We start from the raw sequence: 25,110 nt of genomic DNA, 5'->3' as shown, positions 1-25,110 counted from the left end.
TTTCGGCATAATTTCCCTCTGGTTGAAGCATCCTAGTCATAAGGAGGCGATATAGATGGAAGAACCCACTCAACACGTCGTAGCTGTTCGCAAGAACGGCGACGGCGATATCGTAGAAATGAAATTGTCCTCGGGCCAGGTCGTCGATTACGAGGAAGCCCAGTACATGGCCAAGAACGGGCAAATCTCGGGCGTCAACGTTTTCCGGGGCCGCGACGGAGACGAGCATCTGCGTTCGAACGCTGACGGAGACCCGACCAACAACCTGGACAACTTGCCCGGCTTCTAACTACTGGACAACCGCGACAAGCCGAATTTTTCTCGGCTTGTCATTTTTTTACTTGAATTTTGACAGCGCTTAGAAGGATTTCATCGAATTATACAGAATTTCAATTAATACGAACAAAATCTGCGAAAATTTGGGAGTTGGAGTACCGCAATGAAAGGTAATGCGATCTTCCTGATTTACTCGATTCTTGTATGCACTTGGTCGATCGGCTACGGGCTAACGGCAAGCATCCCACTGCTAATCCTGGTAACGCTGCTGTACATGCTGACCTTCTTCATAAAACGTCCTTATTACGGAAACACTTCCATTCAGTTATTGTTATTGGTCGCTCTACATGCCATCAGCGCGACAAGCTGGTGTCTTCCGCTTTACTTGCTGCACATGAGCCAGATGTATTATCGGGTCTCGAAATTTTCGACAGCGCTTCTCTTCAACGTCGCCTTGATGGGAGCTTACGTAATCGTCTCGTTAACCTACCGACCGCTCATTGCTGCCCATTTGACGGATATCGCTTTTCAAGCGGTCAGCTGTCTCATTTTGGCTTATATATTCGGAAGGCTCATTAAGGAAATGGAGCTGCAGAAGCAGCTGCTGGCCTACGAGAAGAAACATCTCAGCACGCATGACCCGTTGACTGGCCTTTATAATTTCCAGGAATTTCACCATCAAATGGAAATGATCGTTAAACAGAAGAAACCGATCGTTCTTGTGCTTGCCGACTGTAAAGACTTGAAGTCACTCAATACGACGAACGGATTTCAAGGAGTCAACGACATTTTGAAGGAAGCGGCCCAGCTGCTGCGCATCATGTTCCCCGAAAGTTCATTAATCAGCCGTTACGGCGGCGATGAATTCGCGATCGTGATGGAATATACCAATACCCGCCAAACGATCAATACGATTACACAATTGCTCGCTTCGGAATTTCCGAAATTGACCGGTATCGAAATTAACTTCGGGATGGCCTGCTATCCGCAAGACGGCTTGAATAAGGACGATTTGATGTCCTTCGCTGAACATCATCTCTATATGATGAAACGGGAAAGCTGGCTAAAGCGCGAGGAGCATATGCTGCGAAGCGAGAAGCTGCGCGTAGTGGGCGAGTTAGCGTCCGGGATGGCGCACGAAATTCGCAATCCTCTGACGACGATCAAAGGCTTCTTGCAGTTATCCAAAGCGGGGAATTACAACGTGGAGCCGTGGTACGATTTAATTATGGACGAAATAACCCGGATGAGCATGCTGACGGCGGAGTTTTTGCAATTTTCCAAGCCCCATGTTACCCAATACCGCGTACAATCGATCCGAAGCTGCATCGAGCGGGTCATCTCGCTGCTCGACTCGGAAACGACCAGGTTGGGACATCAGATTCACTTCGAATATGATCCAATGGATATTCGCATGCTAATGGATCAGGACAAAATGCTGCAGCTGCTGCTCAACTTAATGAAGAACGCGCTCGAAGCCATGGTGGATCAGGGAGACATCTTTATTCGGCTGTATAAGCAGCAAAATTACGCAGTCATCGAAATTGCCGATACTGGCAAAGGGATCCCCGAGGCCGAGCTGGACAAAATATTCATTCCGTTCTATACCACCAAAGATTCAGGCACGGGCCTCGGGCTTTCCATCTGTCATAAAATTGTACAGGATCATGACGGTACGATTGAGGTTGAGAGTTTGATCGGGACGGGAACAAAGTTTACCATTACGCTGCCGACCGCGGAAACGGATGAGCCGCGAAACCCCCAAGCTAACGTAGAGCTGACCACCATTTCCGTGTGAACGCCAGCCCTGCCGTGAAGGGATTTCGGCTAGGCTCGCTTACATAACTAAGAAAACCGATAACGGCTCCCAATACAGCACCCCCCAGCACTTCCGCAGGCATATGACCGAGGCGCTCTTCCAATTCGGCATCACGTCTTCGGTGGGCATGATGGGGGTGTTCTTGCGTCAGCTTGAATACCGTATCTTCGAGCTCGTTCACTTCCATTGCGATCAGGCCGGCCTGGCGGCGAATGCCCATCGCATCGAACATCACAATCAAGCTCAGCAGGGTTGCCAGAGCGAACGAATCGCTGCTAAAGCCCTTCTTCAATCCGAGATAGCTGGCAAGTGATACGACCCCTGCCGCATGTGAGCTTGGCATGCCTCCCGTCCGAAACAAATCCGACCAAGACCAGCTCCTGCGTTCCTGCAAATGCGCAGGTATTTTCAACAGCTGCGCCGCTCCAACCCCTACAATGGACGTCCATAACGCCCGGTTCATACGCATCACCTCTTCACTAGGATGAGACGCGACGTATCTTTCTATGCGAACGAAAGCCGTGAATAAATCGGCAGACCGTAGTTAAAACCGTGTAAGCATTGAAATCGGAAAACTTGCCTCCGGATCGTTATCCAGTTTGCCCCAAGCCATAATTCCGTTGACATACGCCACTTCAAAAGGCAGCTGGATCCCCTCGACCTTGTATAAACCAGGCGGAAAGTCAGCCGGATTCAACAGGTACGCCTGTGCCGTATACAGCTTACGTTCGGCAACCGCACGTTGACTGGGGAATTCGGCGTTCTCCTTTTCAGATTGAATCCAGCGGATTTCTTCCAGCAGTTCTTCTCTACTCATCTGGCTGTATAATTTTTTCATTTGGCATATCCCCTCCGAAAGACCCAAGACATTTATCCTGAATCCCATTCATTGTGTCGAAGCTTTGTCTATTCATCGCTCATCCTGTCAAGCCATGTAACAAAGTATTTATCGAAAATAACGAAGCAAAGTGGTATAATAAGTTACCCGATAGAAGGAAGGAGGAATTTGAAGTTATGAATACGGAATTGTTATTTATGAACCAAAAAATTCCGGTTAGCTTTATTTCCAGCGATCAAAAAGCGATACCGCAACTGATCAACATATTGGAGCGCAATTCATCCCATTCCTCGGCTGCCGGCACCTCGGACTTTAATCAAATCGATCGAATTGAAATTATCGGAAACAACGCCGTTTTGCATAAGAAGCATGTGAATCAATGTATCGAATTGCCGCTCTATTAGAGCGGCTTTTTACTGCTTAAGACGGATATTCATGGACAAGCACGCTACGATATACTAGAGGAGTCGATAGTAACTATATTTTTATTTGCAAAGGAATGTCTGCTTATGAGCACGAATAACAAGCGAAATTTCTTTCGCCTAACGTTTACAGTTCCGCTCGGCGCCGATGTGAAAATCTTCGGAATGGGCGATTTAGATCCGGAAACCAAGCTATATAAAGCCGCGCTTGTCGATTTAAGCGCAGGAGGCGCACGCTTCTTTACTCAGGCGCCCTTACCGGATAAGCCCGGTCTGCTGACCGAACTCCGGTTTATGTGTCTGGGCCATGAATACCGGCCGTACGGCCCGATCGTGCGCTCCATTTTGCCGGAGCCCGGCCATTATGAGTACTGCATCCAATTTTCCTTGGACGACACCGACACATCGGCGTTAACCAGGATGTTAAATCAGCTTGCAATCAAGCTCCGCCGAACCCCTAACGTACCTGGCTGCAGTTTCCTGACTCCGGAGGAAACGGCGGAATTTGAGCATTTTTAGCGTGCTTTACCGGATAAACCGACTGTCAAATACCGTTTCCCCGAATCCGCGTGCCCGATCCAACTGCGAAACAGCAGCTGGTCGGGTTTTAGTTTGTCATGAAGCTCCTTGAGCCCCAACACAGCGGCTTCCAGCCCGTACTTGCCAAACGCCTCGAACAGGAAGCGCGTCCGTTCCTCGTCCGTCCTATCCTCGTACAATTCGTCCGCGATCCACTTCCGCTCCTCATCCAGAACAATCATATCGGTCCACATCGCCACCCGTCCATCCGGCTTCACCAACGACAGCAGCAGCCTGTTGTACCCTGTGATCAATGAGTTTCGCAAGTAGGCAAGCGCTTCTAAGATGGAGCGAATATCCGCTTCGTTGTACCGGTCCATGTAACCATGGAACTGCAGCAGCGCATCCGGATAAAACAACGGCGTATGTACACCCGAAGACATGACAAACGAGAACGATTTCTTGAGGTGCGGCACGACCTCGTGGCGGTTAACCTGGAAGCTGGCATCGCGCAAAAATCCGGCGATGTCCGCGGCCGACGACTCATTCAGCAGCAGTTCCTCAAATTTTTCATAGAACGAAATTTGATCCAGGCACGTATAATCGACTCGCGTCAATGATCGAAGCCGGCTCTGTGCCAATCCCCCCGTCTTGTCCAGCCATTCCTCCAGCATATTATCTTCCGTATCGAGCACGGTCACTTGTTGAAAATGCACCGCCAGCCCCGGCAAATCCACATCACCGTGATTCCCCGCTCCAAGCACTACCGCTTTCTCGGGCTTCGCCAGCAGACTGATGGAGTCCTCCACCAAACGGCGCACATGGTAACGATGAGTTCCGTACTCGTGCTCTCCCCAGTCCAAGCTTTCGTTCTCGATTGCCGCAGTATCTCCGCCGCCGAACTGCGACTGCATCATCCATGGCAAATCCTTCATGATTGTCCCCTCTTTCGTTGGCCATACTCCTCGTTCATATTATAACATACCGCTCTTTGAGAAAATACGACAGGAGACCTGTAAGCCATATGCTTTAATCGAGGCCTAATCCTAAACGTTCTAAAAAAATGGGGATGACGTGTTGACAAAATATTAAGATCTTGATAATATAATAATCGTCCCCTTGAGAGACACGAAAGAAAAAGGAAATAACTTTATCCATGACTTGTTAGCTCAGCTGGGAGAGCACCATCTTGACAGGGTGGGGGTCAGTGGTTCGAGCCCACTACAGGTCATACGGAAAAACCCTTGTGTAGCAAGGGTTTTTTGCTTTTTATCGAACTTCATTCATTCTTTATTTGGACAAGCTGGGGGCTATTTGGGGGCCGAATATATGTAAATGTATTTAAATTAATTATAGACCAGCTCTGAAACGTTCCTTGTCTGAATTATTTTGGGCATTAATGGAGATTGTCATGGAAGGTACGATAAATATTGAACTCAATAAGGGATCAAGTCGCATGTTCCGAAGGCCTCTCCAGATAAGAACGTCATCTGTCTGCCCGCGTCGCCCCTTGCTGGACATACATTGTAATATAAGCCCACACCACCCGTGCGGGCCTATTTATTTCATTGTCATTTGAATCTTACCGTAGTAAAATGACTATTTGTTAACAGCATGAATAAATAGGAGAGAGAACAGCATGAACGCAGTAGAAAAAGTCAGCAATTTTGTAGGTAAAACGTTTTCGCTTTGGGTTATCTTGTTTGCATGTCTAGGATTCTTTGCTCCACATCTGTTCACCGGCTACAAATCCTTGATTTCACCGCTTCTCGGCATCGTCATGTTCGGTATGGGGCTCACGCTTTCCGCTGCCGACTTTCGCGAAGTGTTTCGCCGGCCTAAGGATGTCGCCATCGGTGTCATCGGACACTACCTGATCATGCCTTCCATCGCCTATTTGTTGGCCATCGGCTTGAACCTTCCTCCGGAAATTGCGGTTGGCGTCATCTTGGTCGGCTGCTGCCCGAGCGGTACCGCCTCCAACGTCATGACGTTGCCAAGGGCGATGTAGCGCTTGGCGTATCGATCGCTTCGGTTTCTACGATCATCGCGCCATTTGCCACTCCCGCCTTGATCTCGCTTTTGGCCGGCAAATGGATGGATATTAATGCGAAGTCTTTATTTATGGACATCTTGCAGGTCGTCATTTTACCGATCGTGCTGGGCATTATTGCGAAAGCTATATTCCGCAAGCAAGCCGAAGCCAGCGTCAAAGCGCTGCCGCTCATTTCCACGATTGCGATCGTGCTCATTGTCGCCATCGTCGTAGGCTTGAACCAGCCGAAAATCATGTCCAACGGACTGCTCATTTTCGCGGCTGTCATCCTCCACAATTTGCTTGGCTACCTGCTCGGTTATTTCTTTGCCAAGCTGTTCGGCATGGATTTGGCCAAGCGTAAGGCAGTTACTCTGGAAACAGGGATGCAGAACTCGGGTCTGGGAGCTGCTTTGGCTGCCGCACATTTCAGCCCGCTGGCAGCTGTGCCTAGCGCCTTGTTCAGCGTGTGGCACAACTTGTCGGGTTCGATGCTGGCCACCTGGTTTGCGAGAAGAACTGAAGATAAGAACAAGCAGTAGCCCGCCTCATCAAGCATCGCGCCAACTTGGTTGGCGGATGCTTTTTTTTACATTCCCTCCGATTTCCAGCACATTGAACTAGTCTCTCATATTCCTCGCCATCTTCTCCATCCGTTTATCTTGTTCCTTACTATCGGAGTATTTGTTAGTTAAAGCGGGATTTCTCATTCAAAAAGGCTGGCATGTTTGGTATTCGATTCCATTTTATTTTTTGTTCTTTCATGTATTCCTTCCGTGGCATCTTCGCTTCATCAGGTCTGCAGAAGCTGCAAACAAAGTCCAACAAGACCATGCACCTGTCTTCCCGGCGAATTCGCCAACCAACGGGACAGCCTCTTTCACGGTCCGTGTAACCAAATGGATGGGGTATCATGAGAAAACGCCGCTCCTCATAAAATGGATAGAAAAAAAAGAAAAGGCAAACTAACATTTTCATATACGGGTTGAGTTCATATATTTGTCAAAAGTGTATCGTTTTCAAGCAAAAAATGACAAAACCTCTTATTTTAACACCGTATATTTATTTGCCAATATAATGTTATATTATTCCAGTCAGTTAAATATAGATGCAGGAAAGGATGATCTTGAATAACTATGACTGTCTTATTTGTTGAAAAATTACTTTTTGTTGAAAGTCAAAGCGTCAATCCTCAAGATGCAATTATTATTCGTTTACTTATGGAGGGTGTAGGAGTTCACGAGTTAGTATATTTGACCAAGGATTCTCTGGATATAACCAACCGTATGCTCACCCTAAAGGATGCTTATGACATCGAACGAAAAATTCCCGTGACACGAAAGTGCGTTGAGCTTTTTCAAAGCGCTGTCGAGCAGACTAAATATATTTTGCAAAACGGTTATAATCAAACCAGACAAAATTCAGTAAATTTGCGAGACAGCCGGTTTCTGATCAAAGTAAGCGTGCAGGATTACATCGCTAATGAAAGCATGATAACGGAATTAGATTCTGTGATTTTACGGGTCATCTACATGAGACTCAAACGGCTGGCCGAGTTTTTTTCGATGCCGGAACTAACTCATTTTGCAACCGGCAAGCCCGCCCTTCAAACAAAGGTATACGCATAAAAAGGAGGCTATTAAGCCTCCTTTTTTATATGAAGAAACCTGGATCCGCAGCAATGAGCAGCTGTGTTTCTTTTACATCGCGTCTAATTTCTTTTTCTGCATGCTTAAATATTCAGTTCTCGGATCATAAACGATATGAGGATCGCTTATTTGTCTGAGATCTTTCCAGTAACACAGCACTCTTCCTTCATTCCCCCCCTTGAACATTTTACATCCTGAGCAAAAGTTGTCTATTTGGAATTGGTTTAATTCAACCACTTTATTTCGTAAGCAGCAATACACGTTTCCAATTTCATTGGCATAGTTAACATGGTTAATATACATAGCCATCCCTCCGCTTGCCCATTTAGTATGAGTATGGAAATTATACTGGATGTGAGCTGAAAAAAGGGCTCGAACGATGTTCACAAAATTGTGAGATTTTGACGAAAACCATTAAAATAATAACTGGCCCATTCATGACTTTATTTTCCTGTACTTGTTTCGCAAGTAAAAGCAGAAAATGAATGCGAACAATTCATCTGGGGGAAATGGATCATGAACCGAGTCCGTACATGCCTTGGCGATTTTTATTGCTTGTACTTTGGTGTGGGTTGGGCAAGGGGCATTAGCGGAACCGGCTCATAAAGCCGTTTTAACCGTGAAAACTTCCCTTGATTCCGAACTCGAGACAAACCTGGAGCTGACGAATAACTTCGAACGCTTCCTGAAGCACGGTCAGCGTAAATCTGTCCAAAACATCCCCGTTCTGGATACTTACTTGACCCTAAATCGTAATGGAGAGCATCTCACCTTTCTGGTTGACCAGGCAGGCAACTTATACGATGAGAAGACCCTTGAAATTATTTATCTTCAAGAGCACATAAAATCGGAACTCAGGAATTACGTCCATAGCTTGCGCTCCAAACACTATGGCCAAATGATCGAGTGGGATAATGCTTCAACCTTGATCCCGAAGCAAGCGAAGTTCAAAGTCGTCGACCTGGAAACCGGCCTCTCGTTTAACGTGCAGAGAAGAGCGGGAAGCAAACACGCGGATGTACAACCTTTGACCAAAGAAGATACCGCCATCATGAAACAAATCTACAACGGAGCCTGGAGCTGGCGGCGAAAAGCAATTATTGTTCAAACCGAGGATCAGCGGCTTGCCGCATCCATGCACGGCATGCCGCATGGCGGCGACGGCATTCCGGATAATGATTTTTCGGGCCATTTTTGTATCCATTTTACAGGAAGCTCTACCCACGGCTCCGGAAACGTTGATCCTGAACATCAGTTGATGGTATATAAGGCTGCCGGAAAATTAGTTGATTATTTCAATGAAGCTTCCCCTTATCAAATTGCGGACGCCTTTTTGATCGCATTAAACCTGAAGGAACCGCAAATCTTGAAAATGAGCTTTGCAGACGCCAAGGATCCGCAGCTTGATTATTTTCTGAAAGAAAAGGACCGGCTCAAAGGCATTCGCAAAAGATCCAGTCACGTTGACAAACCGTTCTCCGGTGTACTAGCTTTGGAATTTCCACTTGAAGTCAACATGTACCGGGAAAACAACCGCGTCGACAAAGCAACTTTTACGTTCCAAATGATCCGGGGATCTCTGCTGGAACCGTGGACCATTACATCCATCAGCATGGTTTCCTAAATAGGGGATCGGGCTAAACCCCTACCGTCTGGTGATTCATTCATAAAAACCAGGCATGCGGTAAATAAATATATTGTTGATTAATTGAACTGGAGGCAAATAAACCTATGTCACAATCGATTGAAGTTGCTTTACGAACGCTTCTTGCGGTTCTTGTGCTTTTTTTGTTAACGAAGCTGCTTGGCAAACGGCAAATATCCCAGCTTTCTTTTTTTGAATACATTACGGGCATTACGATCGGAAGCCTGGCTGCCTACGTTTCAATGGATTTAGATTCGATGTGGCATCTAGGTTTAATTTCACTGGTCGTTTGGGTATTGGTGTCGTTTCTTATTGAAATATTACAGATGAAAAGCAAAGTGTTCCGGGACTGGGTTGACGGAAAAGGAACCATTCTCATCAAGGATGGGAAAATAATGGAGGACAATCTAAAGAAAGAACGTCTCACAACCGATGAACTGCTGGAGCAGCTGCGTAAGAAAAATATATTTAAAGCGGCTGATGTTGAGTTTGCGGTCATGGAGCCCAGCGGCGAAATTAATGTGCTGGCAACCAAAGAAAACCAACCTTTAACCCCCAAGCATCTCGGTATTAAAGTAGGTCCCGAACAGGAACCGCAGACGGTTATTATGGACGGGAAAATGTTGGATGAGCCGCTGGCGACGATCGGATTAAGCCGGGAGTGGTTATACACCGAGCTGGAGAAGATCGGCGCTACCCTTGAGAATGTGTTCGTAGGGCAAGTTGATTCCTATGGTCAATTGTACGTCGACCTATATGACGACCAGCTCAAGGTTCCGCAGCCCCAGCTTAAGGCTACGCTGCTCGCCACCCTCAAGAAATGTGAAGCGGATCTTGAATTATATGGGCTTACAACGAAAGACGAGACGACGAAACAGATGTATGAACAGTGTTCCCGTAAATTACAAAGAGTGATTACGGAAATTAGACCGTTATTGGTCAGCTAGACCGGGTCTCTCCATTATAACAGCATAGGAAACCACCGGATCGTGTTGGCCGGTGGTTTTATGCGTTCCCGCAGCCGATAGACGAGTATTAAAGCGCGCATAAACAGCATACAATCAACAAACGACATTTCGGGGGAATGGGACATGGAGCAATGGGAAATCCGGCAGCCGAAACTGACGCATGTTCTTAAAAATACCGACGAAAACTTGTTTCAGGAGTTAGCGAAAGACTTCTCGGCAATTATTGGCTCCCCGGTTAAAGTATCCATTGTGAAAGAAAAGGAAAGATGGATGATTTTTTACAACCCTTCCGGCGAAGGCTTATTTCGCTTCTATATAAGCCTGCACGACCCGTCGATGAAGGAATACCTGACAAGCGATTTCGAGCTTGATCGCCCCGTCATTCAAATTCATGAATTGTTCGTCCACCCGATCGGACAGGGGCTCGGAACACAACTCATCTTCAAGCTGCTGGATCGTATCCAAGACACCAAGTTCGAGCTAATCGTATTGCGTGCAGAAAGTGAAAGAGCCGCACGGTTTTGGATCAAATTCGGATTTGAATACAAGGAGGATACGACCCCTTACATGCCATCCATGTCGCTTGATTTGGTGCCGATCCAACGAAGAACGACACCGGTTGTGAAAATACAATTTAAACAAACCTCGACTTGACCCAGGCCCGGATGCCCAACAGACGAAGCGAGCGGCGCGGCCGCAAACCTTTCCACGCGTCTAGCGGCCCGTCAGCCGGAAGCTTTTCCAGCCCGTGCGGCCGCTAACGGGTACTGTGAAGAAACTGTCTGCAAAAAAAGCCGTTGTGGCCAAGTCCACCACACGGCTTTTCTCGCGTCTTAACCTCCATGCCTGCGCACTTTGCGTATATTCTTGCTCTTCTCTTCGGCCGCTTTAGCGTCGTCTTCCGCTTCCGAAACCCACAGCAAGCCCATACAAAGCAAGAACATCCCGCCGACCAACACCAGTCCAGGCATCAATAATCCTTGAACCTGTACATAAAGAACTCCGGCTATTGAGACCAAGAGGCCGGCAAACAAGCCCAGCCCGATCCGTTGGGCGGTTTGTCGCTTCAAGCGGAAACACCTCCTTAAACCATAAGCATCTCTTCTCTTCTAGTCTATTCGACTGTCAGCCGCTTAGAAGCGGTGCTTCCGGGCCGGATAAAGCCGATCCATCAATAAAAAGACCTGTTCCATTCAGAACAGGTCCTTGTTTGTTATTCAGGGTAAGGAGGATAAGGGATTGGGGTCAAACTATTCGGTTTCTTCCGATACTTCCTCGGACAATACTTCTTCCGTCACTTCGCCGGATGCGGCTTCTTCAACAGCCTCTTCTTCCGAAGCGGCCTCTTCAGCTTGTTCCACAACTACTTCTTCCACAACTTCTTCTTCAGACCGTACTTTCTCGTCTTCTCCCATATGTAATCCCTCCCAATGTTCGCCTAGGTTACCTAGACGTACCCTTAGTATACGATAGAGGCATATGAAATTGATGTCGTTTCATGCGGGCGAAAATATTACATTTCGATTACAAAAAAAGCAGGGACAGCCGAACCTGCATACCCATCTGAGCTTACTCCCTCAGCGCTTCGCTGAGCTTTGTCGACATCGACGGCTTCTGCGCTGTCGCCGCCTTCAGCAGCGCTGTCTTCAACCGTTTATTCTCCGCCCTTAGCCGCTCCACTTCCTCCAATAGACCATGGACGATACGTCCGGCTTCCGTCTGCGGCTCGGCACCGTCTCCGTCCAGCTGTCGTATCAGGTCTCTCCAGGCTTCGATCTTATCCGCACTCATCCGCTTGTTACGCCCCTAACTTCGTATACTCAACAATAATCATCAATTCCGATTCCAGTCCGGTCGATTCCCTGTCATTTTTCCGCGAAAACGCGCATAACATGATAGTGCAAAATCACTCGAGTAAAGGAGACACACTATGTACTATTGTATCGCATGCCGTAAATTGCACCGGTTGAACGACGTGCCCGCCCAAATCGTCTTTAAGACAGGATTCCATATTGTCGACGTCACCCGTTACCCTGCGGGACTTTGTCTCGTTTCCCAATCGTTGCAGCAAGAGTTATCAAGCGCTTCGGCCTAGCACAGAAAAAGAAGGGCTGCGGCATGAAGCTCGATACGGCTTGTCAATAGCGCCGTCTCCAAGCCTTAACCGCAATCACGACGGAAAATACGAGCATCGCCAAGCCTACGAACACGCCGAACCCCATCACAAGCCAGCTCATCCAGTGCGCACGGGGTTCCGCCCCTTCGCATGCGCAAGCAAACGAGGGCAGTGTCATAAGGTCAAGTCCCCCGATCGTCATGGCGAACAGCACGGTCGCCAGCCCTCTTCTCCGTCGCCCCCATACGAAGCGCACTTTCCGTATACGTTGTCCTAGACGTAACATAGTTGTATCCCTCTCTCATCGATGATCATCCCGTCTATCGTTAGACGAAATCGCTGCAGGGATTGTTCCACGACAACAGTAATGACCGTAATAAACGGAGCAAAAAGGCGCGTTATGCGCGCCCAACCGGTTTCATGGTCCGGAAAAGCGACGAAATACGCACCAGGGGGCCGCTGTTCGCATCGGGATTATCGTTTTTTTCGCGAATTCCAATCGATGATATTATCTTTCGGCTCTGTTATGTTGATCTCTTCATTTCGTATCATTTGCGATAGATCAGCAATCGTCTTGTCAAGCAGCTCGCCTTTATGTTTCGAGAACAGCCGGCGTCTTTCTTTGAGCAAAATTTCGAGCATCAACTTTTTTTGTTGCTTGCTGAACAGCATGGGCTATTTCACCTGCCGTTAATGGATTAAGGCTTACTTCTCCTCGAAGGTTAAGCATGGTTTGCCGGACGAGCGCCTGATCAGGCTTGAAGGCAATTCGCTCGTTTTAATGCCGTAAGAACGGCAGCCCCGAGGAAAACTCGGATCCCACGTGACATAGAAATGCTTGCATTTGTAACAATTGATCCGTGTTGTCGAAGATGGTTGCGATTGGTTTGCAGCCTGTCTCATCGCTTCCCTTACCGAGTCGATTGGAAAAATTCGATCCACTCGCCGTCCGGGCCGTAGAAGAAAAAGTACCTCGAGCCGTTCGGCAGCGTCGTAATTTCCTGATCGATGAGCCTTACGTCAAGCTCTTTAATCCGAGCAAATTCTTCTTCAATGTCGTCCACGGTAAACGCAATGTGATGCACTTTGCCTTCCGCCGGCAAGCCTTCATTGTAGCCCTGAATCAATTCCAGCTCCGTTTCCGCCTGTTGCCCGAAGCCTAAGAAAGCAAGCTGGATAACGCCGTTCGGATGATCTAACCGCCCCTTCAGCTCCAACCCTACGACTTCCTTATAAAAACGTACCGACGCATCGATGTCTTTCACCATAACACCGACATGCTCGATTTTTTTGCGTGCCACTGTATCCCTCTCCCTCGCCGTTTATTTCTCCAGATTCATCATCCCTGTCCATTATATCACATGCCTTCGCGCTTCACAGCCGCGAAAGGCAAAAAGCAGCACGAGTCCGCCGGTCCGGCGAAGCTCAGGCTGCTAGATCCGCTCCTCCTCATTCACAAAAACGGACGAGGAGCGTATAGGATCAGCTCGCTTGTCCGGCTTTCTAACAATCATCTCCTATTTCGGAGGCAATCCTGTTAGTATCTCCCTGATATTTTTTACCCGCGATTCGGCGCAAATGCCGCGCAGCTCCCCGAACTGCACGAGCGAGGAGCTGGAGATCGACGTGACCCGCACCGTGCCAGCTCGAATAACAGGATCAACATTGACAACACGCATCCGGACATCCTCGTCCGGCAGCAGCTCTGGAATCGGCCTCCAGAACGTCGAGAATTTTGACAAATCGCCCTCACTGCCCGAGAAACGCGAGATTTCCCTCTGCACGGCAAATACCAAGCTTACCGGAGCAAAATAACGCAAATCGCCTACGAACAGCGAGGAGGCATACCCGATATCGTTAACCTTGACCGACTGCACCGTGCTTGTACGTTCGTTCGGTATCGGCACACTTATTCCTCTCCCGTTGGAACAATCATTGTCGGGCCGATGATCAACGATTCCGGCGGCGTGTCGAACACCGATGACAGCGAGATCGACTGAGTGTCTCCTATCAGCAGAACGGAGGCGCTCGCAACCCCGACCACTTTGATATCGCCGACGCATAACGATCTATTTTCCACCTGCAAATTCATTCGAATCATCCGACTTTCCCCCCTCGTCCTTCTGCTTCATCAAATACTGCTCAAGCCCGGATCTTACATCATCAATGACTTTAGATGCGATCGCTTCCTCCTGCTCTTGTGTAAGAAGAAGCGTCTGCCCGTTTCCTCCGATCGATTGCATATAATACTCGATCCGCTGCCCGGTTTGCCCTTGCAGGTCGCCGATCATGAAATCTTGAAATTCTTCGCTCAAGTGGAGCTGATACCGGTCCTGCAGTTTCTCCATCTCGGCAGGCGCGGCTTGCAGCAGGAAGTCATCGACTCGCTTCTGAATGCGCTCGAACGACTCAGAACGGGCCGTATTCGTGTAGACCGTCTTGCCGCCGACCGCCAGGTCGTCGATGTTCTGAGCCCCCAGCCCCGCGGGCGCAATACCGACATTCAGCGTGCCGTCCAGCTTCTCCACCTTCAGCTGATCGAAATTGTACTCGATCTTATCGATCCGTATGCGATCTTGCGACTTGACCTTGTCCAGCTCCTGCTCTAGGCCGTCGATCCGGCTCTCCAAGTAACGGATACGCTCAGTTTGCCACTTCAAATAGTCGTTCAGCTTCTGGAAATAGGACGCATATTCGGCGTACATGGCATATTCCTCCGTTTAAATGGTAGGGGAAGGCAGCGGCACCAACGGAAACGGAGAAGCTCCTTCGGGCCCTCCTACCTGCCCAAGCGCAGGCGCAGGCCCGGTAAACCCTCCGGTGTTATATAAATTGGAAAGTGCTCGAATCGTGCCCGCGGTTCCGATTTGCAGAATGGACGAGTTATTGATCGAGCCGACTTTAAGCTGATGGATCACGATATTTTGATGGACGGTGCAATTCGTCATGGCGTGCGACACCTGCCTTAGTTGTTGAGTGCATTGTTGGTATCCGCAACTTCCTTGTCAATCGTATTGGTCGTGCTCACATAGTTATATGTACGCAAAAAGTCTCCGGTGTTGAACGATCCGGCGCCTGCGAACGTTTTCGCCGTCGAACGCGGCGCCAGCTGGATGGAGTCGCCGATATGCACAATGGAGCCCGTACCAACACTGCTGATTTTGATCACGCCCACTATGGCCGGCATTATGCAGCACCCTACCTGTCATGGATTTGGTTCATTATATGAGAAGAACGGCGAAAGTATGTTTTGCTTTTCGCCTTAACACTCATGTCGAAGGCCGCACGGTCATATAGTGTAGAAGGAAGGAGTGAGGCTATATGAGCGGATCGAATCCGAATCCTTATTTCGACATGAACTGGAAGCAGTTCGAACAATTTTTCGGAGGCAAAATGCCGTTTCCGCCACAACCGGGTTCAGGGGATACGGGACCGGCTGCCGCAGCCGGAGATTTGTCTTGGGTGGACGGGTACATTAAGGACGTGTTAAAAAAAACGATTCCGCAGATGGAAGTGCAGACGTTGAATCATCATTTTCACTCGGAAGTGTTCGATACCCATAATAACGTCATCGTCAAGGTGCATATCCCCGACCGTGCGCAAGCGCGAAAAATCCGGGTGCTGCTGAATACCGACCAACTGAGGCTGGAAGGCCTTCCGGACGACAAGACGCAAACGATCGGGCTTCCCGGCTTCATCGTCCCAAGCAGCTGCAAAGCGGTCTATAAGAACGGCATACTGCAGCTTCATATGCGTAAACAAACGACGGAAAATCCATTCTACGAAATTGACGTCCGTTTTACGTGAGGATGCGCGGCAAAGGAAAGCACACCTGACTCGCTCCGCACGGAGACATGAGTGGTGTGCTCTTTTCTGTTCGTTGCTTCGTTAATTGTTGGCGGCATTGTTGCTGTCGGCGATATCAGGGTCCAGTGTATTGGTAAAGCTGATCAGTGTAAAGGTCGCGCTGAAATCGCCCGTATTACTGCCGCCTGAACCTGAGTAAAATTTAGAGGTTGTTTTCGGATTAATTTGCAGCACGTCGCCAAACACCAGATCACCTTCATTGCCGGTAATTTTGATCGGGGCCAGTATGATTGAAGGCATGTCGTCCCTCCTCTTCCCTTGTGTGTTGTAAAGTATATGACGACGTTCAGCGAAACATCCCGACTTTCAGCAAGCGATCTAAGCTAAAGGCACGGGTTCGTCTGTGCAGAAGGCAAATGAAAAAAACTCCCTGGTTGTCCCGATGCCTAGCGCATCCGTTCATCCAAAGAGTTGACTTGTCGTACTGCCGAAGACCGGGGTCGAACCGGTACGGTAGTCACCTACCGCAGGATTTTAAGTCCTGTGCGTCTGCCTATTCCGCCACTCCGGCTTATGGTAACGTCGAAAAATCCCGACTTTTTTTATTATATCCACGATCCGGGGAAAAATCAATTGAAATTTTCCACCTGGGCATGGATAAATCGGCAGCATACCGGAAATCATATCCTTACATTGGCAGACAAAAGCCAATGAACATTCAATCCAGGAGGGATTTCAGGCATGGCTACAGGAAGAAGTCGTTCCAATAATCAACTGGTCGTTCAGCAAGCGGCGTCTGCATTAGAGCAATTGAAGTATGAAGTAGCGCAAGAATTAGGCATTCAGGTTCCGCAAGACGGGTACTACGGCTATATGGCTACGCGCGATACAGGCGCTATCGGCGGTCACATCACCCGCAGACTGGTACAAATCGCGGAGCAGCAGCTGTCCGGACAAGCTTTCGGAAAGCGATGATCGCGAAAATGGCTTTCCAACGAATCCTCCTCAGACATAAGGATGGTTTGTAACACATAAGTCCCCGCCCGGTTTATCCCGGCGGGGAATTTTCTGCGTATAAGATCCTTAGATCAAGAAGGGAGCCAGCCCGATGAGTCAACAACCCTATGAACAAGAACTCGCCAAAGCGCTGCTGGAAGCCGGCATGGAAGAACCCGAAATCAGGGAAACGGCACGCCGCCGGCTGCCCGCCAAGACCGAAATCCGCATCCAGGCCCCGTTCGATCCCGTCACTGAAGAAACGGAACTTTACCGGCGGTTGGCCCAAGAAATTGACGATCGTTACGACCGCTACGTTCAGGAATCAACAAACGAAGAGAATACTTGAAATCCCTCCGGCGGCAGTATGGCCGCGGTGCCGGAGCTTAGGGAGTGAGCTCCCGGATGCTCGTTAACGTTTGAGTGATTTTATTGATCGTTTGCAGCATCGGGGAGTCCGCAAGCGCTTTGAAATCGATCACGTTCTGATTCATCTGCTCCAAATGCAATGTCAATTCTTTCATTAAAGCTTCATTATGCGCGACCAACTGCTTATGAAGGTCTTGAGCCACTTTGGGAACTTCCAGACCGTTAAATCGCACGATGCCGTCCCTCATGCTCTCCAGCTCCTGTTGAAGCGCCGTTCTGGACGCAGGATCCAGCAGCGCTTGCTGAGCCAAGACCGGCACCTGCTCGGCAAAACCGCTCGCCCGATTCACAAAACTCGTCGCTTCATTGATGTAATCGAGCGTATGGTTCACTTCGTTAAGCGCCGAACAACCCGGCAGTATCCCGATAACGAGCGCCAATAGCAGCAAATAACGTTTCATGTCTTACCCTCCTCCTCGTTTCCCGCTATACGTTATACTACTTTGAAACCGGAGATTGGTTTCATAATCGGTACATCTGCGTCGTTCGACCGGATGAAAACCGTAGAGACAGGTACGAAGCGTTCTTGACATGACAAAAACCCTTGCTGAGCAAGGGTTTTTGTCATAGGGGTCAAACGTGTCCGGACCCAGGGGGTTATTTGGCTTTGGCTTTGTTCGGGAACCATCTTTGCAGGCTGAGCTTTTTCGTGACGACCGTATCTTTTGGGGCTTCGTTCTGAAAATTACGAAAAGGTTTGTGATCCATTTGGATATCAGCATGATCGTTAAATAACCTAGAAGTAAATAAAAGTAATTGGCTCCCTTATATAATTGAAATAAGCCGAAGGCCGATAAAGCGGGTTTAAACAAGAACGAAAGCAGCACGCTTAAAGCGGTCGCATATAAATAATAATTTTTATGTTTATGGAGCGTCCATTGATACACGAACATGTATACGACAGGAATAAATGAGGCGTCCAATGCGATACTGGTTATGGTTGACGGTATTGCTTGATAAGGATAACTCCATAACCCATTCTTGATGCCATAGGCATCGATATAGGTAAACCATACATGGACATTAAACCCAAAGAAACCGATTTGCAGTGCTCTTCGTTTGTCGATGAATACGTAAAGCACAATCAGAGGCACGATGAGCAGAGCCGCATAAAACCAAAATTGCCATGTGCTTAAATTCGAATATTGTTGCCAATAGTTAAACCAAAGCAGGCTAAGATTTTCTTGCATCCTGTTGATTTGTTCAAGTTGTTTACTTTGTTCTGCCAACAAGACTTTCCCTCATTTCTTCGCTTTATTTCATCCATTAACATCTAGAATACCCACCCCCGTTTCGATTTATTTCTAATCAGATAAGGTATCAAGAAAAACGTTGATTCGACAACACCGTTCATCATCCTTTTTAACCAACTTCTTTTATAATTCATATATAAAACACCAGGAGGTGCTGTGCCTTGCCCTATTATCAATTCACTGAAATTTGGACACCCCTTAAATGGATCGGCATTCGCTTCTATTAGGATGGGGATGGGAATAAATGGATTAAAGTATGGCGCCGGTCAAGGCGATTGATTAAGTAAACGGCGGCAGGTCATCGCTAACTTCCCTCGCCTTCCGGGCAAAAAAATAGCCCCGATCGACTCGGGACACAAAGTTCAGGCTCTTATAAGGTAGAATCCATCGTATTAACGCGTTTACCAAAGTGGTATCTGGCTTTGGCCGCCAATCTCATTTTTTCCCTGGGACAAAGACAGTCTTCCATCATTAGTTCGTAATGTCTGGCCAGAAAGCGATGCCAGGCCATCTTAAACTCTTGTATCATTCATCATCAACCTCCTCTTGTCCCGCATGACATAACGGAGGCTATATTACGGCAGCTGGCTGACATATTGGAGATTCCAACGAAGTCCCTATAGCTTTGCGTCACCATTTTTCAATGGTTTTGCCATGATCGTCGTACATGCGGTTGATATCAATCAAATTATATCTAACTTGAAGAGGATTGCAATGCATCGTTTGTATGAATTTAGGTTTTTTTGGAATTCCTAATTAGGTAATTTTTCCCTTGTTTTTATATATTTTTATTCTACCTGTCGATATTCCTCACATTTTATACCGAATTATTGACTAAAACCTGTTGGCTTAGCTTCCGCTCGACTCCATAGCTAAGCAATGCCCCGGCGAGGCCGAGAATGGTAAGGATCGCTGCCAGCCACGGTACGGAAGTCAGACCGGCATACGTAATGGTCAGGCCACCGAGATAAGCGCCTGAAGCGTTGCCCAGGTTCAAGGCAGAATGGCTGGAGGTCGCTGCGAGCAGCGGCGCTTCATGCGCCAAATTCATGATGCGTACTTGGATGCCGGGCATGATGCCGAAGGCTGCGATTCCCCAGCAAAAGACGGTGATGACGGCAAGAACGGGATAACGGAGTGTTACGGTCAACAAGGAAAGAATGACCGCCAGTACAGCAAAGTTAACCATGACCGAAGGCATAAGCTTCCAGTCCGCCAGCTTGCCGCCTACTATATTCCCGATGGTCACTCCGAAACCGAACAACACTAGAATCCAGGTCACACTGTGTTCGGCAAAGCCGCTAATCGATTCCAGCATCGGTGTAATGTACGTAAAGACGGAGAACAGGCTCGCGCATCCCAATGCACCCGTAATCAGCATCAGCAGCACTTGCGGGTTCACCAGACTGCGGAACTCTTGGGCCAAACTGGACGGTTGATCTTGGCGGATGATGGGGATGAATCGAATAATGCCGATAAGAGAAAGGATCCCCAGTAAGGTAATCGCTCCGAACGAAGATCTCCACCCAAGCTGTTGACCAATGAAAGTTCCGAACGGTACGCCGATAATGTTGGCCACGGTTATTCCGGCTAGTACCATGGATACGGCACCCGCCCGCTTCCCGGGTCGTACGAGACGGGCTGCTATAAGCGACCCGACGCCCAGGAATGATCCGTGAGCAAAGGCCGTCATAATTCGCGCGGCAATAAGCAAATAGTAGGTAGGAGCCACCGCTGACAAGGCGTTGCCGGCAATGAAGATACACATGAGCAGAACGAGCAATTTTTTTTGCTGCATGCGGTGGGTAATCACGGTGAGCACGGGAGCGCCTACGGCGACACCGAGTGCGTAGCTCGTAATAAGCTGCCCGGCTTGCGGAATCGTAACGTGCAGATCGTCGGCGACGTTAGGCAGAAGACCCATAATAATAAACTCGGTCATGCCGATGGCGAAGGCTCCAATGGTGAGACATAAGAGGGATAACGGGAAACGGTCCTTCTTTTGCGGCAATGGAGCTTGGTTTTTTGATGAATTCATGTTAGATTTCCTCTTCCTATCCATAAATAATAACTGCCCGAATATGTCAATCAATAGGACATCCGAAAGGAGGAGGCAGCAAAAAAAGGCGAACTGCTTGGTGCGGTATCGCCTTTCTGCATCGGTGCAATAAATCGTGCGCTCCAGCTTCTTCAGCCGTAGGGAGTTCTTTCTATGATGTCATCCACAAATAAAGAAAAACCCTTGTTCGGCAAGGGTTTTCTTCGTATGGGCCCTGAGGGACTCGAACCCCCGACCAATCGGTTATGAGCCGACCGCTCTAACCAACTGAGCTAAGGGCCCTGGAGTTTGGTTGCGGGGGCAGGATTTGAACCTGCGGCCTTCGGGTTATGAGCCCGACGAGCTACCGGGCTGCTCCACCCCGCGCCATTGTTCTGTCGACAGCGACAAAAATAAATATACACCAAATAAATCCTCGCAGTCAAGCACAAATTTAAACGGTATACCGAACTCCAAAGCGCCCTTTTCTGGAGCGAAAAACTTCAACCTCAGAAGGGCATTCGTACCCGTAAATCCACCAATCTTCTTCCATCCGTTTAGCTAAGCAGCCTGCTTGAAACTTGCTCTCATATAATTTTACCCAATAGACCCATCTCAACAGTCCTCACCCCGCCTGGTTCCATAATGAAGAGGAAGCAATGCTTGTAGTGTAACCCAATAAAAGCACCCTTATTTCTAAGGATGCTTTCGCATAATTGTACAATTTCAGGAAAATCTATATCCTCACCGAGCGGGCATCACCCTGCGTTCTTCTCCGGCGTCTCCAAATCCGGCACGATGGGAACAACGACGTTATCCTGCTCCTCCCGCTCTTGCTGGTCGCGCTGATGGTGAGCGATGCGGCTGGCAGCGGACGATGCAATACTGGCCACCAGGTCGTCCAGAAACGTATGCACGCCTCGGCCGTTCTTCGTGTCCAACTGCTTGATGATGCCGATTTTCTGTTTATCTAAATGGCCGAAGGTCGTAACTGCGATGCTGCCGTAACCGAAAACTGACCCGAGCGCCAATGTTTCATCGCAGCCGAACAAGCCTTCATCCGAAGCGATAATCGATTGAATCGGCTCAGACAACAGGCCCTTTTCAGCCAACACATCGAGCTCTATACCTACGAGAATCGCATGCTGAAGCTCGCGCTTCTGCAGTACCGCATGGACCGCTTCCACGCATTGATCTATCGTGAGCGCCGCGTTGTAGGGCAATTGCATCTCCCGGACGATCAGGGCTATATCCTCTATGGTGACGCCGCGCTCCTGGAGCTTCCGGTAGACGGCGGCCTTGACTTCCTTGCTATGAACTTGACGATTCATGAATATCGCCCCTTTACATGAAGTGATTTCATTATACCATGGGATGTAACCGCTTGTACGCAGGTGTTTTTCGGAATTTTCAAAAACGGCTCTTGGTCGTTCGCCCATTGTTCCAAAAACGTGTTACACTCCTTGGCTGTTGGTTTAATAAATGACAAACAGACATAAGGAGTGGAATCCATGTCCCTACGTCCACCTGCCATCTCGGCACTCCTCAGTGCCATCCTGATCTTCGGCTTCCTCTTCGGAACAACAGCTCACGCGGCATCGGCTTGGACAGAGCATACGTATATCGCGCACGGACTGGGAGAGCTCGACGGTACTGCGGCTGCGAACGCCGGCGACGCTTTAATTCGCAATTACGACAAGGGCTTTCGCGTATTCGAAGCCGACCTGATCCTAACGTCCGACGACAGACTCGTAGCCAGACACGACTGGTCTGACTATTTGTCCCGCCTGCTCAAGCAACCGGTTGCCTCCGAACAAACCCGCGATCAAGCGATGACAATCAACCAATTCAAAGAACGTCTAATCCTTGAAAAATATAAACCGCTGGAGATCAAAGAACTCCTTTACCTGCTTCAACTGCATCCGGGCGCCTACTTAATCACGGACACGAAGGAAACCGATCCGAAACTGGTAAAGAAGCAGTTCCAGCAAATTATAGACGCGGCGAACGCGTTAGATCCGGCGCTGCTAGACCGGATCGTACCCGAGTTGTATACCCCCGAAATGATTCGCCAAGTGCGGCAAATTTATCCGTTCCCGTCCATCATCTATTCGTTGTATTTATCGTCCCTCAGTCATAGGGAAGTGATCCGGGTCGTGAAATCGTTCGGTATCGATACAATTGCCATGCCGGTCGAACGAGTCGATGCAGCTTGGATTCGACGTCTCGAGCAAGAAGGCGTCAAGGTATACGCCCATACTGTGAATGATCCGAAGGATGAAGAACGTCTTCGCCGATTGGGCGTGCATGGGATCTATACAGACAGCTTGCAGCCGCTGGAAGCGCCGGCTGCCAAATCGGCTTCGGAAGGTCCGGTGATCGCGAGCCCGGTGACGGCCGTTGCCGCCGCAACGGCCGAAGCACAAGCATCGACAACCGCTGAAGTGCACGAAGAAGCGGGCTTTGCGGAATGGCTCGTCGCCCTGATCAAGGCTTGGATCGCCTCGAAGTTCACGTAACCGCAAGCAGCTAAACAACAAAGCCGACCTCGAGAAGGTCGGCTTTGTTGCGTCTTATAGGAATGAGCGGAATTATTGCTTAAACTCGGCGAGTAACCGTTTCGCTTCGCCCGCAGGCGTTTGGAACGTTTCATAAATGCGAACTTTCATTCTTGGATCAAACGTTTCCGAAGCTCCGTTAATCGTGATGTTGTTCTCCCCGTTCACCAGACGCCCGGTTCCGTACAGGCTTCCGCTTGCCGAGCCGACAAGGCGGTCGGAGGAATCGTACAGCTCGAAGAACAGATTCGAGAAGTTCGGGTCTAACTGAACCTGCTCATCGCGCTGAATCGCCAGATCCAGCTTCAGACGGTACGCATAACGGTATTGCGTCGTCGGGCCGTAATCGGAAACGAGATGCCAATCCTTCACCTTCACATCGAACGGATATAGGCTGAATTTGCCTTTCTCAGGAGCTTGAAGCTCCGTCGAGAACACGGCAACCGTCGATTTGTAAGGGGCAGCGGACGTCGTATCCTGGATCTTCATGACAAGCCCATTGCCTTTCTCCGATACCGGCACTGTGAAGCTGTAGCTGACCGTCAGCGAAGAGTTCGGCATGACCGTCCGCGTAACGACGTTCTGACGGCTTCCGGCATATTCGTAACCGTCCGTGCTAACCAGATCCGCTTGGAACGTTGGCAGCGCAACCGGTTTGCTGGAGTTATTCGTCAATTTAAATTTGGCCGTTACATGTTTGTTGCCGGCCTCTTCGTTCTCGTCCATCACAAACTCGACAACCGACACTTGCATATCCGGATGAATCAGCTCGCTCAGCTTGTCGAACGCAATCGGCGTCCCGATCTTATACGCGGCAACGCCTGTCGTTACTGCGTTCGAAGGCAGTATGATATTCAGTCGGCCGACATTGAAATTCGTAACGCCGCCCGCTTGCGCGAACGACTCCCGGGTCAGCACGTTAAAGCTTTCGATCGTTGTATCCTGATCGACTGGAATCGCATAATGAATATATTTCTCTTCCTTCGGTTCCAGTACGAGGCTGCGCTGCTCTACACGGGAACCTTCGTAAACCTTGCTGGCGCTCTTGCCGTCGATTCCGAAGGCCGGGATCGTTTCCCGCTTGCCCGTCGGGTTGTAAGCCAGCAATTGAACGACAATCACGGTGCCCTGTTCAGTCGATTCCTTGTTCAAAGAAACCGGTGTGTATTGCAGCGGCGAGATCAGTCCCGGGATCGTAAACGATTCCGACCATTTCTTCAACGCCGCCGGATCCGTGATCGTCGTGTCGCTGCCTTGCCAAGAGACACCCTGAACCGGTATGCCGACGATCAGCGTCTCTTTCTTCGGATACACGTAATAATCGACATCCGTCCAGTTCACTTGAGACAAGACGACCTCGTCCGTCCGGTCGATCGTCGTCATGTAGCTTAATTCCGTCGTCGCTTTCGGTTGAAGCGATTTGGCATTGGCGGCGCTGCCCTGCAGCGTATACTCGATGCCTTCGTTCGTTCTAACGCGCAGTTCGTAGTCCGGTACGCGCGTAATGGCGCTGCCGTTATTTTTCAATCTCACGACTACGCCGATCCGCGTACCCGCATCGACACGCTCGTTCAATACACCCTTCACTTCAACGTCCAGCAAATCAGTCAACTTATAGGAAACGACAGCCGGCGCTCCGGCAGCGGCCGAATCGGCCGCAAGAGCCGAATAGCCGGTACCGAGAAGGGAGACAGAAATTACGACGGATGCTACAGATAATTTCAGTTTGTTGTTCACTTGTT

General features: G+C 49.1%; 33 protein-coding genes, 4 tRNA genes, 1 pseudogene and 1 riboswitch. Of the genes and pseudogenes, 15 read left to right on the top strand and 23 right to left on the bottom strand.

Annotated elements, in window-relative coordinates; translation table 11 throughout:
- Positions 1-55 precede the first annotated feature (55 nt).
- Complete coding sequence (locus JMF85_RS14295; protein WP_141333731.1) at positions 56-289, top strand: DUF3892 domain-containing protein; 234 nt, start codon at positions 56-58, stop codon at positions 287-289.
- Positions 290-439: 150 nt separating this feature from the next.
- Positions 440-2,074 (top strand): ATP-binding protein, encoded by a 1,635-nt coding sequence (locus JMF85_RS14290; RefSeq protein ID WP_201318420.1) that lies wholly within the window; start codon positions 440-442, stop codon positions 2,072-2,074.
- On the opposite strand, the gene JMF85_RS14285 is transcribed toward JMF85_RS14290, so the two are convergent.
- Positions 2,043-2,558 carry a divergent PAP2 family protein gene (locus tag JMF85_RS14285; RefSeq protein WP_201318419.1) on the bottom strand — a complete coding sequence of 172 codons (516 nt, stop codon included), beginning with the start codon at positions 2,556-2,558 and terminating at the stop codon, positions 2,043-2,045. The genes JMF85_RS14290 and JMF85_RS14285 overlap by 32 nt on opposite strands.
- A gap of 81 nt (positions 2,559-2,639) precedes the next feature.
- The gene (locus tag JMF85_RS14280) at positions 2,640-2,933 is read right to left on the bottom strand and encodes a DUF1811 family protein (RefSeq protein WP_127607342.1); all 294 of its coding nucleotides are present in this window, start codon (positions 2,931-2,933) and stop codon (positions 2,640-2,642) included.
- A 176-nt stretch (positions 2,934-3,109) separates the two neighbouring features.
- Between JMF85_RS14280 and JMF85_RS14275 the strand changes: the two genes are divergently transcribed.
- Together JMF85_RS14275 and JMF85_RS14270 are read left to right on the top strand one after the other, a co-directional pair.
- Positions 3,110-3,337, top strand: coding sequence for a hypothetical protein (locus JMF85_RS14275; RefSeq protein ID WP_127607340.1), 228 nt, complete (start codon positions 3,110-3,112; stop codon positions 3,335-3,337).
- Positions 3,338-3,442: 105 nt separating this feature from the next.
- Complete coding sequence (locus tag JMF85_RS14270) at positions 3,443-3,874, top strand: PilZ domain-containing protein (protein ID WP_054795575.1); 432 nt, start codon at positions 3,443-3,445, stop codon at positions 3,872-3,874.
- On the opposite strand, the gene JMF85_RS14265 is transcribed toward JMF85_RS14270, so the two are convergent.
- Positions 3,871-4,809: a hypothetical protein gene (locus JMF85_RS14265; RefSeq protein WP_174817576.1), complete on the bottom strand. Its 939-nt coding sequence runs from the start codon at positions 4,807-4,809 to the stop codon at positions 3,871-3,873. The genes JMF85_RS14270 and JMF85_RS14265 overlap by 4 nt on opposite strands.
- A gap of 223 nt (positions 4,810-5,032) precedes the next feature.
- Here JMF85_RS14265 and JMF85_RS14260 point away from each other — a divergent pair.
- The 6 genes and pseudogenes from JMF85_RS14260 to JMF85_RS14235 all read left to right on the top strand — a co-directional run bounded on the left by JMF85_RS14260 (position 5,033) and on the right by JMF85_RS14235 (position 10,825).
- Positions 5,033-5,105: transfer RNA gene (locus JMF85_RS14260), tRNA-Val, on the top strand.
- Between the two features lie 408 nt (positions 5,106-5,513).
- Positions 5,514-6,451: pseudogene (locus tag JMF85_RS14255) on the top strand (bile acid:sodium symporter family protein).
- A gap of 594 nt (positions 6,452-7,045) precedes the next feature.
- Positions 7,046-7,537: a phage lytic cycle repressor MrpR family protein gene (locus tag JMF85_RS14250; protein ID WP_201318418.1), complete on the top strand. Its 492-nt coding sequence runs from the start codon at positions 7,046-7,048 to the stop codon at positions 7,535-7,537.
- 640 nt (positions 7,538-8,177) lie between these two features.
- A complete protein-coding gene (locus tag JMF85_RS14245; protein ID WP_201318417.1) occupies positions 8,178-9,182 on the top strand; it encodes a hypothetical protein in 1,005 nt (334 codons plus the stop codon).
- 107 nt (positions 9,183-9,289) lie between these two features.
- Positions 9,290-10,150 (top strand): DUF421 domain-containing protein, encoded by an 861-nt coding sequence (locus tag JMF85_RS14240; RefSeq protein WP_127607331.1) that lies wholly within the window; start codon positions 9,290-9,292, stop codon positions 10,148-10,150.
- A gap of 144 nt (positions 10,151-10,294) precedes the next feature.
- Entirely contained in the window at positions 10,295-10,825 is a 531-nt protein-coding gene (locus tag JMF85_RS14235; RefSeq protein WP_127607329.1) for a GNAT family N-acetyltransferase, read from the top strand.
- A gap of 179 nt (positions 10,826-11,004) precedes the next feature.
- Here JMF85_RS14235 and JMF85_RS14230 read toward each other — a convergent pair whose 3' ends face one another.
- The 3 genes from JMF85_RS14230 to JMF85_RS14220 all read right to left on the bottom strand — a co-directional run bounded on the left by JMF85_RS14230 (position 11,005) and on the right by JMF85_RS14220 (position 11,962).
- Complete coding sequence (locus tag JMF85_RS14230; RefSeq protein ID WP_054795566.1) at positions 11,005-11,241, bottom strand: hypothetical protein; 237 nt, start codon at positions 11,239-11,241, stop codon at positions 11,005-11,007.
- Between the two features lie 180 nt (positions 11,242-11,421).
- Positions 11,422-11,586 carry a hypothetical protein gene (locus tag JMF85_RS14225; RefSeq protein WP_201318416.1) on the bottom strand — a complete coding sequence of 55 codons (165 nt, stop codon included), beginning with the start codon at positions 11,584-11,586 and terminating at the stop codon, positions 11,422-11,424.
- Positions 11,587-11,740: 154 nt separating this feature from the next.
- Complete coding sequence (locus JMF85_RS14220; protein WP_054795565.1) at positions 11,741-11,962, bottom strand: hypothetical protein; 222 nt, start codon at positions 11,960-11,962, stop codon at positions 11,741-11,743.
- 139 nt (positions 11,963-12,101) lie between these two features.
- On the opposite strand from JMF85_RS14220, the gene JMF85_RS14215 reads away from it, so the two are divergent.
- Positions 12,102-12,266, top strand: a complete 165-nt coding sequence (locus tag JMF85_RS14215) for a DUF3973 domain-containing protein (protein ID WP_201318415.1) — start codon at positions 12,102-12,104, stop codon at positions 12,264-12,266.
- Between the two features lie 43 nt (positions 12,267-12,309).
- Here JMF85_RS14215 and JMF85_RS14210 read toward each other — a convergent pair whose 3' ends face one another.
- From JMF85_RS14210 to JMF85_RS14175, 8 genes are all read right to left on the bottom strand, one after another.
- A complete protein-coding gene (locus tag JMF85_RS14210) occupies positions 12,310-12,573 on the bottom strand; it encodes a hypothetical protein (RefSeq protein WP_201318414.1) in 264 nt (87 codons plus the stop codon).
- Between the two features lie 188 nt (positions 12,574-12,761).
- Complete coding sequence (locus tag JMF85_RS14205; protein WP_127607321.1) at positions 12,762-12,959, bottom strand: hypothetical protein; 198 nt, start codon at positions 12,957-12,959, stop codon at positions 12,762-12,764.
- Positions 12,960-13,198: 239 nt separating this feature from the next.
- Complete coding sequence (locus JMF85_RS14200) at positions 13,199-13,588, bottom strand: VOC family protein (RefSeq protein ID WP_201318413.1); 390 nt, start codon at positions 13,586-13,588, stop codon at positions 13,199-13,201.
- Positions 13,589-13,804: 216 nt separating this feature from the next.
- The gene (locus tag JMF85_RS14195) at positions 13,805-14,194 is read right to left on the bottom strand and encodes a spore germination protein GerPE (RefSeq protein WP_236595858.1); all 390 of its coding nucleotides are present in this window, start codon (positions 14,192-14,194) and stop codon (positions 13,805-13,807) included.
- A gap of 2 nt (positions 14,195-14,196) precedes the next feature.
- Positions 14,197-14,379, bottom strand: a complete 183-nt coding sequence (locus JMF85_RS14190; protein ID WP_054795562.1) for a hypothetical protein — start codon at positions 14,377-14,379, stop codon at positions 14,197-14,199.
- Positions 14,357-14,992 (bottom strand): spore germination protein GerPC, encoded by a 636-nt coding sequence (gene gerPC / locus JMF85_RS14185; RefSeq protein WP_201318412.1) that lies wholly within the window; start codon positions 14,990-14,992, stop codon positions 14,357-14,359. The genes JMF85_RS14190 and gerPC overlap by 23 nt, the downstream gene beginning before the upstream one ends.
- Positions 14,993-15,007: 15 nt before the next feature.
- On the bottom strand, positions 15,008-15,235 hold the full coding sequence (locus tag JMF85_RS14180) for a spore germination protein GerPB (protein WP_141333737.1): 228 nt from the start codon (positions 15,233-15,235) through the stop codon (positions 15,008-15,010).
- A 17-nt stretch (positions 15,236-15,252) separates the two neighbouring features.
- Positions 15,253-15,474, bottom strand: a complete 222-nt coding sequence (locus tag JMF85_RS14175; protein WP_127607314.1) for a spore germination protein — start codon at positions 15,472-15,474, stop codon at positions 15,253-15,255.
- Between the two features lie 134 nt (positions 15,475-15,608).
- Between JMF85_RS14175 and JMF85_RS14170 the strand changes: the two genes are divergently transcribed.
- A complete protein-coding gene (locus tag JMF85_RS14170) occupies positions 15,609-16,094 on the top strand; it encodes an Hsp20/alpha crystallin family protein (protein WP_127607312.1) in 486 nt (161 codons plus the stop codon).
- Positions 16,095-16,175: 81 nt separating this feature from the next.
- On the opposite strand, the gene JMF85_RS14165 is transcribed toward JMF85_RS14170, so the two are convergent.
- The gene (locus tag JMF85_RS14165; protein ID WP_201318411.1) at positions 16,176-16,394 is read right to left on the bottom strand and encodes a spore germination protein; all 219 of its coding nucleotides are present in this window, start codon (positions 16,392-16,394) and stop codon (positions 16,176-16,178) included.
- 185 nt (positions 16,395-16,579) lie between these two features.
- Positions 16,580-16,665, bottom strand: a tRNA-Leu gene (locus JMF85_RS14160).
- A gap of 170 nt (positions 16,666-16,835) precedes the next feature.
- Here JMF85_RS14160 and JMF85_RS14155 point away from each other — a divergent pair.
- On the top strand, positions 16,836-17,069 hold the full coding sequence (locus tag JMF85_RS14155; RefSeq protein ID WP_054795556.1) for an alpha/beta-type small acid-soluble spore protein: 234 nt from the start codon (positions 16,836-16,838) through the stop codon (positions 17,067-17,069).
- A 133-nt stretch (positions 17,070-17,202) separates the two neighbouring features.
- Entirely contained in the window at positions 17,203-17,439 is a 237-nt protein-coding gene (locus JMF85_RS14150) for a hypothetical protein (RefSeq protein ID WP_127607308.1), read from the top strand.
- Between the two features lie 37 nt (positions 17,440-17,476).
- Here JMF85_RS14150 and JMF85_RS14145 read toward each other — a convergent pair whose 3' ends face one another.
- From JMF85_RS14145 to JMF85_RS14120, 6 genes are all read right to left on the bottom strand, one after another.
- Positions 17,477-17,920, bottom strand: a complete 444-nt coding sequence (locus JMF85_RS14145; protein WP_201318410.1) for a DUF6376 family protein — start codon at positions 17,918-17,920, stop codon at positions 17,477-17,479.
- 3 nt (positions 17,921-17,923) lie between these two features.
- Positions 17,924-18,751 (bottom strand): CBO0543 family protein, encoded by an 828-nt coding sequence (locus JMF85_RS14140; protein ID WP_201318409.1) that lies wholly within the window; start codon positions 18,749-18,751, stop codon positions 17,924-17,926.
- A gap of 597 nt (positions 18,752-19,348) precedes the next feature.
- Positions 19,349-19,436, bottom strand: a riboswitch (cyclic di-GMP riboswitch).
- A gap of 153 nt (positions 19,437-19,589) precedes the next feature.
- Positions 19,590-20,810, bottom strand: a complete 1,221-nt coding sequence (locus JMF85_RS14135) for an MFS transporter (protein WP_201318408.1) — start codon at positions 20,808-20,810, stop codon at positions 19,590-19,592.
- A gap of 229 nt (positions 20,811-21,039) precedes the next feature.
- A tRNA-Ile gene (locus tag JMF85_RS14130) sits at positions 21,040-21,113 on the bottom strand.
- A gap of 7 nt (positions 21,114-21,120) precedes the next feature.
- Positions 21,121-21,197, bottom strand: a tRNA-Met gene (locus tag JMF85_RS14125).
- A 371-nt stretch (positions 21,198-21,568) separates the two neighbouring features.
- A complete protein-coding gene (locus tag JMF85_RS14120) occupies positions 21,569-22,141 on the bottom strand; it encodes a phosphatidylglycerophosphatase A family protein (protein ID WP_054795552.1) in 573 nt (190 codons plus the stop codon).
- A 180-nt stretch (positions 22,142-22,321) separates the two neighbouring features.
- Between JMF85_RS14120 and JMF85_RS14115 the strand changes: the two genes are divergently transcribed.
- Entirely contained in the window at positions 22,322-23,329 is a 1,008-nt protein-coding gene (locus JMF85_RS14115) for a phosphatidylinositol-specific phospholipase C/glycerophosphodiester phosphodiesterase family protein (RefSeq protein WP_141333741.1), read from the top strand.
- 72 nt (positions 23,330-23,401) lie between these two features.
- On the opposite strand, the gene JMF85_RS14110 is transcribed toward JMF85_RS14115, so the two are convergent.
- A complete protein-coding gene (locus JMF85_RS14110; RefSeq protein ID WP_054798723.1) occupies positions 23,402-25,105 on the bottom strand; it encodes a hypothetical protein in 1,704 nt (567 codons plus the stop codon).
- Positions 25,106-25,110: the final 5 nt, after the last annotated feature.

It is taken from the genome of Paenibacillus sp. EPM92 (genome assembly GCF_016586185.1).
Taxonomy (GTDB): Bacteria; Bacillota; Bacilli; order Paenibacillales; family NBRC-103111; genus Paenibacillus_G; species Paenibacillus_G validus.
This window is presented reverse-complemented; position numbering and strand designations above follow the sequence as displayed.

Bases quoted from the DNA above. Each gene is read 5' to 3' on its own strand.
- JMF85_RS14290 (WP_201318420.1), top strand. From the start codon at position 440: ATGAAAGGTAATGCGATCTTCCTGATTTACTCGATTCTTGTATGCACT.
- JMF85_RS14205 (WP_127607321.1), bottom strand. From the start codon at position 12,959: ATGCTGTTCAGCAAGCAACAAAAAAAGTTGATGCTCGAAATTTTGCTC.
- JMF85_RS14275 (WP_127607340.1), top strand. From the start codon at position 3,110: ATGAATACGGAATTGTTATTTATGAACCAAAAAATTCCGGTTAGCTTT.
- JMF85_RS14135 (WP_201318408.1), bottom strand. From the start codon at position 20,810: ATGAATTCATCAAAAAACCAAGCTCCATTGCCGCAAAAGAAGGACCGT.
- JMF85_RS14220 (WP_054795565.1), bottom strand. From the start codon at position 11,962: ATGAGTGCGGATAAGATCGAAGCCTGGAGAGACCTGATACGACAGCTG.
- JMF85_RS14280 (WP_127607342.1), bottom strand. From the start codon at position 2,933: ATGAAAAAATTATACAGCCAGATGAGTAGAGAAGAACTGCTGGAAGAA.
- JMF85_RS14150 (WP_127607308.1), top strand. From the start codon at position 17,203: ATGAGTCAACAACCCTATGAACAAGAACTCGCCAAAGCGCTGCTGGAA.
- JMF85_RS14120 (WP_054795552.1), bottom strand. From the start codon at position 22,141: ATGAATCGTCAAGTTCATAGCAAGGAAGTCAAGGCCGCCGTCTACCGG.
- JMF85_RS14295 (WP_141333731.1), top strand. From the start codon at position 56: ATGGAAGAACCCACTCAACACGTCGTAGCTGTTCGCAAGAACGGCGAC.
- JMF85_RS14180 (WP_141333737.1), bottom strand. From the start codon at position 15,235: ATGACGAATTGCACCGTCCATCAAAATATCGTGATCCATCAGCTTAAA.
- JMF85_RS14285 (WP_201318419.1), bottom strand. From the start codon at position 2,558: ATGAACCGGGCGTTATGGACGTCCATTGTAGGGGTTGGAGCGGCGCAG.
- JMF85_RS14190 (WP_054795562.1), bottom strand. From the start codon at position 14,379: ATGAATTTGCAGGTGGAAAATAGATCGTTATGCGTCGGCGATATCAAA.
- JMF85_RS14225 (WP_201318416.1), bottom strand. From the start codon at position 11,586: ATGGGAGAAGACGAGAAAGTACGGTCTGAAGAAGAAGTTGTGGAAGAA.
- JMF85_RS14170 (WP_127607312.1), top strand. From the start codon at position 15,609: ATGAGCGGATCGAATCCGAATCCTTATTTCGACATGAACTGGAAGCAG.
- JMF85_RS14235 (WP_127607329.1), top strand. From the start codon at position 10,295: ATGGAGCAATGGGAAATCCGGCAGCCGAAACTGACGCATGTTCTTAAA.
- gerPC (WP_201318412.1), bottom strand. From the start codon at position 14,992: ATGTACGCCGAATATGCGTCCTATTTCCAGAAGCTGAACGACTATTTG.
- JMF85_RS14175 (WP_127607314.1), bottom strand. From the start codon at position 15,474: ATGCCGGCCATAGTGGGCGTGATCAAAATCAGCAGTGTTGGTACGGGC.
- JMF85_RS14165 (WP_201318411.1), bottom strand. From the start codon at position 16,394: ATGCCTTCAATCATACTGGCCCCGATCAAAATTACCGGCAATGAAGGT.
- JMF85_RS14155 (WP_054795556.1), top strand. From the start codon at position 16,836: ATGGCTACAGGAAGAAGTCGTTCCAATAATCAACTGGTCGTTCAGCAA.
- JMF85_RS14210 (WP_201318414.1), bottom strand. From the start codon at position 12,573: ATGTTACGTCTAGGACAACGTATACGGAAAGTGCGCTTCGTATGGGGG.
- JMF85_RS14265 (WP_174817576.1), bottom strand. From the start codon at position 4,809: ATGAAGGATTTGCCATGGATGATGCAGTCGCAGTTCGGCGGCGGAGAT.
- JMF85_RS14270 (WP_054795575.1), top strand. From the start codon at position 3,443: ATGAGCACGAATAACAAGCGAAATTTCTTTCGCCTAACGTTTACAGTT.
- JMF85_RS14250 (WP_201318418.1), top strand. From the start codon at position 7,046: ATGACTGTCTTATTTGTTGAAAAATTACTTTTTGTTGAAAGTCAAAGC.
- JMF85_RS14240 (WP_127607331.1), top strand. From the start codon at position 9,290: ATGTCACAATCGATTGAAGTTGCTTTACGAACGCTTCTTGCGGTTCTT.
- JMF85_RS14215 (WP_201318415.1), top strand. From the start codon at position 12,102: ATGTACTATTGTATCGCATGCCGTAAATTGCACCGGTTGAACGACGTG.
- JMF85_RS14115 (WP_141333741.1), top strand. From the start codon at position 22,322: ATGTCCCTACGTCCACCTGCCATCTCGGCACTCCTCAGTGCCATCCTG.
- JMF85_RS14145 (WP_201318410.1), bottom strand. From the start codon at position 17,920: ATGAAACGTTATTTGCTGCTATTGGCGCTCGTTATCGGGATACTGCCG.